The organism is Citreicella sp. C3M06 (assembly GCF_018860705.1).
Classification (GTDB): Bacteria; Pseudomonadota; Alphaproteobacteria; order Rhodobacterales; family Rhodobacteraceae; genus Salipiger.
On the sequence record NZ_JAHKQA010000038.1, the window covers coordinates 153,719 to 163,112 of the forward strand.

Consider the following 9,394-nt stretch of genomic DNA (forward strand, 5'->3'; position numbering starts at 1 on the left):
GACCCTTGAATAGCAAACCAAGCCAGACGCTTCGGGTTCCGAAAAAAACTGTGCGGGCCGGGGCCGGTTCACCCCGTGCGGCCCGGTGGAATGGATCCTCCGCCACGCTGCAGATAGCGCAGGCAGATCGGCCAAGACCATTTACAACCGCCTGAACCGGGCGCATCCAAGGATGCACCACGACGCAGATCAACCGGAGGAGAGAAGATGAAAGCCCTTGTGCTCGAAGAGAAAGGCAAGCTCAGCCTGCGGGATTTCGACATTCCGGCCACGCTTGGCCCGCGCGATCTGCGCATCAAGACGCATACGGTCGGGATCTGTGGATCGGATGTGCATTACTATACCCACGGCAAGATCGGCCACTTCGTCGTGACGGAGCCGATGGTTCTTGGCCACGAGGCCGCCGGCACGGTGGTTGAGGTCGGCAGTGAGGTAACCACGCTGAAACCCGGCGATCGGGTGTGCATGGAGCCGGGCATCCCCGATCTGAACAGCCGCGCCAGCAAGCTGGGTCTCTACAATGTCGATCCCGCCGTGACCTTCTGGGCCACGCCTCCGGTGCATGGTTGCCTGACGCCCGAGGTCATCCACCCCGCCGCCTTTACCTACAAACTACCGGGCAGCGTCAGCTTTGCCGAAGGCGCGATGGTGGAACCCTTTGCCATCGGCATGCAGGCCGCCCTGCGCGCCCGCATCCAGCCCGGCGACATCGCTGTCGTCACCGGGGCGGGGCCGATTGGCATGATGGTTGCGCTTGCTGCCCTTTCGGGGGGCTGCGCCAAGGTCATCGTCAGCGATCTGGCCCAGCCCAAGCTGGACATCATCGGCGCTTATGACGGTATCGAGACGGTGAACATCCGCGACACGCCTTTGGCCGAAGCGATTGCCGAGGCCACCGGCGGCTGGGGCGCGGATGTGGTGTTCGAATGCTCGGGTACGGCGCCAGCGATCCTGTCGATGCACCAGCTGGCGCGCCCCGGTGGGGCCATCGTTCTGGTCGGAATGCCGGTCGATCCGGTGCCGGTTGATATCGTCGGCCTGCAGGCCAAGGAGCTGCGCATCGAGACAGTGTTCCGCTACGCCAACGTCTATGACCGGGCCATCGCGCTGATGAGCTCGGGCAAGGTTGACCTCAAACCGCTGATCTCGGCGACTTTGCCGTTTGCCGAGGCCATCGCCGGGTTTGATCGCGCGGTCGAGGCGCGCCCCTCTGACGTGAAGCTGCAAATCCGTATGCCGGACTGAAACCGGGGGTACCGGCGCAGAAAGATACTTAAGCCGCCGGAGAGGGGGCTCGGCGGGCGACGTTCTGTTTTGCTGCCCGCTCTAACGTTTGCGGGCGGTGGCTTCGGCGCTTTTCTGGCGTTCGACATCTTCGCCAAGCGCAACCTCGTTCTTCACCTGGCCCCAAGTCAGCAGGGTAAAGATCGCCGTGCCGCCGACCACGTTTCCGGCCAGCGTCGGAAGAAAATACGACAGGAGCAAGGCGCCCAGCGTTTCGTCACCGTGCCAGGCAAGCAGGCCCATTTCGACCGAGCCCGCGACGACATGGGCAAAGCCCGCCGCCGCCATCAACCATGTCACCATCATCACGAGGAAAAAGCTGTTGCCCTGTCCGCTTGGCAAGATCCAAACCAGCGATGCGATCAGTACCCCCGCCGGCATGGCGCGCATGAAGTTGTGCCATGGCGTGCCTTCGACCGCGTGGCGCGAGACTTCGAGCAGCGCCTCGTGCATCGGTTCGGAGACAACTCCGGGCAATCCGAGAAACCACGACACCAGCAACGCCCCCGCAAGGTTCGCCGCCAGCACCACGGCCCAGAGCCGCAGCATGCTGAGCAGGCAATCGAGCTTGCGGCGCGAGATCACCGGAAGCACGGTGGTGATGGTATTTTCGGTGAAAAGCTGCATCCGCCCAAAGATGACGGCGAGGAACCCCATGGAATAGCCAAGCGATTCCACCAGCATGGTCCAATCTGCACCGTTGGGCAGAAAACGGTGCAGCACCGATTGCGCCAGCACTGAAAAGCTGATGACGATGCCTGCCGCCAGCCCAGACCAGATCAGTGAGACGGTCGGTCGGGCGAGTTCCTCGTCACCGTCGCGGCGGATCACCTCATAGATCAGGCGCGCCGAAAGGCGCGATGCCTGCGAGACCGATCTTTCCTCGACAGGCTCGTGGACGGTGCGGTTTTCGCTGAGCTCGTCAGCTGGATCGGGGGAAGATAGGGGGGTGTTCATGCAGGCGAACCCGCGAAACGGCCTCAGGTTCCCCGCGCGGCGATCGCCAGCCCGTCAATGACCGCCGTAAAAGCATCGCCGCTGCGTTGCGCCGCGTCCGGGCACAGATCGCGCGCGGCATCCCGGACCATGCCCATCAGGCTCGACCCGCCGACCAGCACCACCTGCGACACCTGCGCCGGGGCCAGCCCGGCCAGCCGCAGCGTTTCGGCGGCGGCGGCGGTCAGGGCGCTGCGATGCGACATCAGCGCGGCGTTGAGGCTGGTTTCCGAGATCGCAGCCGTCAGCCCCTTTTCGATTTCGCCAAGGGCGATCGTCGCGTCGGCGCCGGGGGTGTTTGCGGCGATCTTGCCACGCTCGACCGCAAAGGCCAGCGCGTGGCCCAGCTCGTCTTCGAGCACCTCGCGCAGGCGGCCCAGCTTTTCGGGCTCCACCGCGTGGCGCAGCATGTTTGCGGCCATGCGCCGGGAGTCGGCGGTGTACAGAAACGGGATCTTCGCCCATGTCGCGAGATCGACAAAGGGCGCGCGGGGCACCGGCAGCAGCCCCTCTCCCATCTCGCGCTTCAACTCCGAGCCAAGGCCGAGCAGCGGCATGGCATGGGCCAGCGACACGTCGCGGTCGAAATCGGTGCCGCCCAGACGGATGCCGTGCGAGGCAAGGACCTGCGCCCCGTCGCAAACCGAGAAATCCGAGGTGCCGCCGCCGATGTCGACGATCAGCTGCACACCCTGTTTGCTGCCTGCCGCAAGCGCTGCCGCTTCGGGTTCTGCGAGAAAACTGATCTCGGTGAAACCGGCGGCAAGGTAGCAGGCGCGCAGATCCGCCTCGGCTTGGGCATCGCGGTCCGGCTCGTCGTGGAAATGCACCGGGCGACCGGAGAGCACGCGGGCAAAACGCATCCCGGTTGCCGCTTCGGATCGCTCGCGCAGTTCGACAAGAAAGGCGGTGACGATCTCGGCCAAGGTGCGGCGCTTGCCGCCGACAAGCCGGGTTTCGTGAAACAGCGGCAGGCCGAGAACCGATTTGAGCGCCCGCATGTAGCGACCCTCGTCGCCCGCGACCAGCGCATCAAAGGCGGCCGCTCCGATGCGCATCCTCCCGCCTTCGGGAAAGAACACGGCGGTGGGCAGGGTGTCGGCGCCGCGCTCGATGGCGATGCGGTGAACGCCGCCCTCCCAAGCCAGCGCGGCGGCGCTGTTCGAGGTGCCAAAGTCGATCGCGAGACGGTCCATGTGGGGGGCCTTTCAACGGAAACGTTTCGTCTACGCCCGTGCCAGTTTCCACGCAACCCCGCCGCTGAAACCAGCGTTCAGACAACGATGCGTTTGGAAAAAGCATGTAGATGGCATGGACACCGAGCGCGGGTCAGGCCCCGGTGTCGGCCCAGCCAGCAAAGATCTTTTCCAGCGCGACCACCGCGTAATAGAGCACGATCCCCAGCACCGCGAGCGCGATCAGCACCGCGAACATCAGCGGGTAGTTGGAATTGGTCTGCCCCGACAGGAACAATGCGCCAAGCCCGCGCCCGTGCGGCGAGATGATCTCGACCAGATTGGTGCCGATGAAGGCCAGCGTGACCGACACTTTCAGCGCGCCAAAGAATTCCGGCAGGGTCTTGGGCAGGGCGATCTTGCGAAAGATGGTGATCTTCGACGCGCCAAGGCTGCGCAGGATGTCGCGGTATTCGGGTTCCAGCGTCGACAGGCCGATGCCGACCGAGACCGCGATGGGAAAGAAGCTGATCAGGAAGGCCATCAACACCGTGTTGAAATCATGCTCGCCGATGAACAGCAGCGCCAGCACCGGCACCAGCGTCGCCTTGGGGATGGCGTTGAAACCGACCAGCAGCGGGTAAAGTGCATCGCGGGCGGTGCGCGAAAAGCCCATGACCATGCCAAGCGCGGTGCCAAAAAACGTTGCCAGCAGCAACCCGGCGACCGTGCGCCACAGCGTCTGCCAGCTGCCGATCAGGAACAGGTTCCAGAACTTCGCATAGGCTTGCGGCAGATCGGACGGCGAGGCCATGACGTAATCGGGCCAGTTGTTGACGCGCACCAGCGCCTCCCACAGGATCAGGAAGGCGATAATGGCAAGTACGGGGATGGCGATCTTGCGAAACATTCAGTGAGCCTCCACCGGGCCGCGCCCTTGGGCGATGCGAATCTGATCGCGCAGAATATGCAGCATCTCTGCGCATTCGGGGGTATAAAGCCCGTCTAGTTCGCGCAGGCCGGGGCCTCCGGGCCATTGCACATCCATCACGTATTGGGTGCGGGCGGGGCGGCCCGACAGCACGAAGACCTGATCACCAAGGTAGACGCTTTCGCGCAGATCATGGGTGATCAGCACGGCGGTGAACGGCTCCTTGTCGCGCAGCGCGTGCATGGTCTGCCACAAGTCTTCGCGGGTAAAGGCGTCGAGCGCGCCGAACGGCTCGTCCATGATCAGCACGTCGGGCTTGTGGACGATGGCGCGGCACAGGCTGGCGCGCTGGCGCATGCCGCCCGACAGTTCCGACGGGCGCTTGTTCTCAAAGCCCTTGAGGCCGACCAGCTCCAGCAGTTCTTCGGCGCGGGCGATGCGCTCGGCGCGCGGCATCCGGGGGGCGACGATTTCCAGCGGCAGGATCACATTGTCGAGGATGGTGCGCCATTCCAGCATGACCGGGTTCTGAAATGCCATGCCCACGGTCTTGCGAGGGGATTTCACCCGCTCTCCATGCAGCCAGACCTCGCCGCTGTCGGGCGTCATCAGCCCCGCAACCAGCCGCGTCAGGGTGGATTTTCCGCAACCCGACGGGCCGACAACGGCAGCAAATTCGCCTTCGGGCACGTTGACGTTCAGCCCGTCCAGCACCGGCAGAGGCCCCTTGGGCGTCTGGTAGGCATGCCGTACGTCGCGGATCTCGATCAGGTCTGTCATTGGAGGTCTTTCGGCAAGCGCCCGGGCCTCGGCGGCCCGGGCGTAAAGGGCTTACTGAAGCTTCAGCGCGGCGGCATCCGGCAGGTAGCTGCCGTCAAAGTACAGATCGGCGCTCGGCGTGGACTGGAATTCGTAGACCAGTTTGGTCTGCTCGATGGCGCTGTCCATGCGGTCGCTGTCGATCGGACCAAGGCCGTTTTCCTTGACGAAATCGGTCAGGACGTTGTCGTCGATCGCCATTTGAAGCCGCTCTTGTTCCAATTCCGCGTCCGCGGCGGGGTTGCGCGACATCAGGGCCTCGATGGCCTTTTCCGGGTCGGCGATGGCATCTTTCCAACCCGCCGCAATGGCGCTGAGAAAGCCGGTCACGGCCTCGGGGTTCTCGGCGGCGAAGTCGGTGTTGACGATGATCGCGTTGCCATAGAGATTGACACCATGATCCGCCATCAGGATGACGCTGATGTCATCCTCGGGCACGCCCAACCGCTTGAGGTTCAGGGTCGAGCTGAAGGAAAAGCCGGCGACCGAGGCGACCTTGCCTTCGGCCAGCATCGGCTCGCGGGTCGGGAAGCCGACAGGCTCAACGGTGATCTCGTCCATGGTCAGATCATTCGCGGCGGCAAAGATCGGGAACTGGGCCCAGGCCCCATCGGGGGGCGGCGCGCCCAGCACTTTGCCCATCATGTCAGACGGCTGAGACACGCCCAGCGACTTGCGTCCGACGATGGCAAAGGGCGGCTTGTCGTAGATCATCATGACCGCCTTGACCGGCGCATCGGGGTTCTGATCGAGAAACCGCATCAGGCTGTTGATGTCGGCAAAACCGACCGGGAAAGCGCCGGTGGCGACCTTGGGGATCGCGTCAAGCGAGCCCTTGCCTTCGGAAATCTCGACCGAAAGGTCCTGCGCCGCGAACAGACCATCGTCGATGGCGAGGAAATACGGGGCCGACGGGCCTTCGAATTTCCAGTCGAGCGCGAAGGGCATGTCTGTCTCGGCCATCGCCGGCAGCGCCAGCGCAAGCACCGTCGCGGTGGTGGTGAAAAGCTGTCGGATCACGGGGTCTCTCCTCTCATGTGCCGCACGCCGCCGCGGGCATTGCGGTTCATCCGAGAGGCGGCATATCAGAGCCGAGCGCGTCGCGCAGGGAAACTGTGTTTAAACGGGCGGAAAACTTGCATATTGTCCACTGCTGCACGATTTGTGTGCAATAGTTTGCATGGTGGCAAAGCCGCTTGGCCTGACGCCCCAGAACCTCGCGCAGATGACCAACGCTGACCGGCTTGTGAGAGCATTCCGCCTCCGGATAGCGCCATGATCTCAGCGTTATTTACGTGGCCGGAATGAAACACCAACTGCACCCCCTTGCGCGCCAGCCTGTCGGCCAGCTGAGACTGAGCTATCCCCGGAAATTCGGACACCGAGATAAGCTACGATTTGCAGTCTGCTGATCTTCGTCGAGAAGGAGATCAGTGATGCCGAAAAAGAAGCAGCACGCGCCTGAATTCAAGGCCAAGGTGGCGCTTGGAGCCTTGAAGGGCGAGGGTTGGAGGGACGGTCGCGCCAGCGGCGCGGCGTAGGCGCGCGCACCGCCGCCGAACTGGCAAGCCGGTTCGGGGTGCATCTAGGACCGGCAGGTATTTGCATGCAAACACCGAGAGGCGACGATGATCCATCAATGGAAGCGAGCACTGCTCAAAGGTGCGCCCGGCGTATTTTAGCGCGGGGGCCGCAAGAAGCCCAAGATTGACGAGGAGCAGTTGAAGGAACTTCACGCCAAGATCGGGTAAATTGGCAGGCGAACGCCACCGGTCCGAGAGAACCCGCCAATGCGGTGGGCAACTCTTTTTGGAACGAGAGTTGAAGCCTTTGGGCGGGAAATGAGGCGCGGCACGATCGAACCGGATAACCTGGACTTGTTGATCGGCCAGCAGTGCAGGCTGCTGTCGATCGCGCGCTCGTCTTTCTATTACGCGCCGAAGGGCGAGACCGAACAGAACCTCGAGCTGATGCGGCAGATCGACGAGCAGTTTTTGGAGACACCATTCTTCGGCGTTCGGCAAATGAACTGACACTTGCGCAATGACCCTCACTTGGTGAACGAGAAGCGTGTCCGGCGGCTGATGCGCCCGATCTTAGGGGGACGCGGAAGTAGAATTTTCTCGGCAGGATGAACGAGGAGATTCCGATGAAGAAGACACGATTTACCGAGGCCGAGATCATGCACTGCCCGGCAGTGCATTGCGCAGGAATGTCACGGGAGGGGAACCGCCGCGCGCTGGCCGAGAAAGCGGTGGCAACAAGGAGCGTCACCATCGCACTGGCGTGTCGGGCCTTCGAGGTCAGCGAGACCTGCTATCGGTACAGCCCGAAGCTGGACGATGAGAACGAGCAGATCGCCGACCTGCTGCTTGGGCTGACGAAGGCGAAGATGACCTGGGGCTTTGGCCTGTGCTTTCTCTACCTGCGCAATGTCCAGGGATGAGCCGTTGTCGCGCCATTGGTCCGAGAGACAATGGCGAACGCTGGAACCACAAGCGGGTCTACCGGATCTACCGCGAATTGGAATTCAACCTCAGGATCAAGCCCCGGAAGCGTTTGAAGCGGGACAAGCCCGAAGCGCCGGCGGTTCCGGAGACTGCGAATGAGGTCTGGTCGATGGATTTCATGGCTGACAGGCTCGGGCCATTGCTGTGCAATGCCCTGCCGGGCAGTGGACGGTCGTCAGTTCTGGCTGCTGAACGTGCTGGACGATTTCAACCGCGAGGGCCTGGGAATCGAGGTCGACTTCTCGCTGCCTGCCGAGCGCGTGGTCCGGGCGTAGAACCAGATCATCGAATGGCGTGGCGCACCAAAGACAATCAGGGTCGACAACGGCCCAGAATACATCAGCGGGACGTTGATGGAATGGGTCGAACACAAGGGTATCGCTCTGGCCCATATCCAGCCCGGCAAGCCGCAGCAGAACGCCTAAGTCGAGCGCTACAACCGGACGGTCCGGCACGAATGGCTGGACCTCCACATCTTCGAAACCATCGACGAGGTGCAGTAGATTGCCACTGAGTGGCTCTGGTCCTACAACAACGAACGCCCAACATGTGCAACTGCGGGATGACACCCGTCCAGAAACTGAAGATCGTCGCGTAAATTCTACGTCCAAGTATCCTTAGATCAGGGGGGATTACCGCGGGTTTGAGTTTTGCCGATTTGGGCGGGTTGGGCAACGGGGACTGGCGCGGAGCTTTGCGGATTGCGCAGCGTCAGGCCCCGTTGCGGGGCGAAGGTCTGGGCAAACTCGGCTGGGGTCTGCCAGCTGAGGCGCGAGTGGGGTCGTTCGGTTTTATAGTTCTTTCGCCAGGCGGCCAGCGTCACGCGGGCATGGTGCAATGTTGGGAACAGGGTCTCGTTCAGCAGCTCATCGCGCAGGCGGCCGTTGAAGCTTTCGATGAAGGCATTCTGGGTCGGCTTGCCGGGCGCGATGTAGTGCCAGTCAAACTTGTGATCATCCACGAACTTCAGGATCGCGTTTGAGGTGAACTCAGTTCCGTTATCGCTGACAATCGTTTGGGGCTTGCCGCGGGCATCGAACAGCGTCGCCAGTTCACGCGCTACCCTTGCGCCTGAGAGCGAAGTATCCGCGATCAGGGCCAGGCATTCGCGCGTGCAGTCATCGACCACGGTCATGAGCCAGATCCGACGTCCATCCATTGCCCGGCAGGCGATTGCGGAGCAATCTGCCGAGAGGGGGTCAGCTGATCGGACACGAAGTCCAACGAAAAGCGCTGGTTCGGCATCAGCGGCAGCACCATCGGGGCCCGTTTGCCGATCGCCCTCTTGCGCCCGCCCCGGCGCCGCACCTGCAGCTGATCTTCGCGGTAGATGCGGAATAGGTGTTTGTGGTTCACCTCATGACGTTCGCGCCGCAAAAACACATGCAGCCGCCGGTAGCCGAACCTGCGGCGCACCTTGGCCAGTTCTTTCAGCCGCTCCCGCAGCCGTCCGTTACGCAAAAAGCCAATCGCTTTTATCGTGCTCGCATTTTCATTGCTGATACGCTGAAGGCGTCGAAGATCCGGCGACCGTCTGCGTAGTCCGCTGCTTCATTAACTTCGAGCCAGATCAACCCGCTTGCCTCGCAATGTCTCGAACCGCAGACCAGAGCGCTCTCCGGATGTCCGATCGGCTCCACAGAGCGCTCGTAAGTCCGTTGACCTGCCCCCCGCGAAAT

Annotated in this window: 7 protein-coding genes and 2 pseudogenes; 3 read left to right on the plus strand and 6 right to left on the minus strand. The window is 62.7% G+C overall.

Going from position 1 to position 9,394, the window contains the following annotated elements; genetic code table 11:
- The first annotated feature begins 207 nt into the window (after positions 1-207).
- Positions 208-1,245 (plus strand): NAD(P)-dependent alcohol dehydrogenase, encoded by a 1,038-nt coding sequence (locus tag KO516_RS07750; RefSeq protein WP_216003210.1) that lies wholly within the window; start codon positions 208-210, stop codon positions 1,243-1,245.
- Between the two features lie 81 nt (positions 1,246-1,326).
- Here KO516_RS07750 and KO516_RS07755 read toward each other — a convergent pair whose 3' ends face one another.
- The 5 genes from KO516_RS07755 to KO516_RS07775 form a co-directional block, all read right to left on the minus strand.
- Complete coding sequence (locus tag KO516_RS07755; RefSeq protein ID WP_216003211.1) at positions 1,327-2,241, minus strand: formate/nitrite transporter family protein; 915 nt, start codon at positions 2,239-2,241, stop codon at positions 1,327-1,329.
- Positions 2,242-2,264: 23 nt separating this feature from the next.
- Positions 2,265-3,476 (minus strand): Hsp70 family protein, encoded by a 1,212-nt coding sequence (locus tag KO516_RS07760; protein ID WP_216003212.1) that lies wholly within the window; start codon positions 3,474-3,476, stop codon positions 2,265-2,267.
- Between the two features lie 133 nt (positions 3,477-3,609).
- A complete protein-coding gene (locus KO516_RS07765; RefSeq protein ID WP_216003213.1) occupies positions 3,610-4,365 on the minus strand; it encodes an ABC transporter permease in 756 nt (251 codons plus the stop codon).
- A complete protein-coding gene (locus tag KO516_RS07770; RefSeq protein WP_216003214.1) occupies positions 4,366-5,166 on the minus strand; it encodes an ABC transporter ATP-binding protein in 801 nt (266 codons plus the stop codon). It abuts the gene before it with no gap.
- A gap of 51 nt (positions 5,167-5,217) precedes the next feature.
- A complete protein-coding gene (locus KO516_RS07775) occupies positions 5,218-6,168 on the minus strand; it encodes an ABC transporter substrate-binding protein (RefSeq protein WP_216003231.1) in 951 nt (316 codons plus the stop codon).
- 827 nt (positions 6,169-6,995) lie between these two features.
- Here KO516_RS07775 and KO516_RS07780 point away from each other — a divergent pair.
- Positions 6,996-7,238, plus strand: a complete 243-nt coding sequence (locus tag KO516_RS07780) for a hypothetical protein (protein WP_216003215.1) — start codon at positions 6,996-6,998, stop codon at positions 7,236-7,238.
- Between the two features lie 185 nt (positions 7,239-7,423).
- A pseudogene (locus tag KO516_RS07785) lies at positions 7,424-8,313 on the plus strand (IS3 family transposase); the annotation flags it as partial.
- 24 nt (positions 8,314-8,337) lie between these two features.
- Here the strand turns inward: KO516_RS07785 and KO516_RS24110 are convergent.
- Positions 8,338-9,161, minus strand: a pseudogene (locus KO516_RS24110) (IS3 family transposase); the annotation flags it as partial.
- Positions 9,162-9,394: the final 233 nt, after the last annotated feature.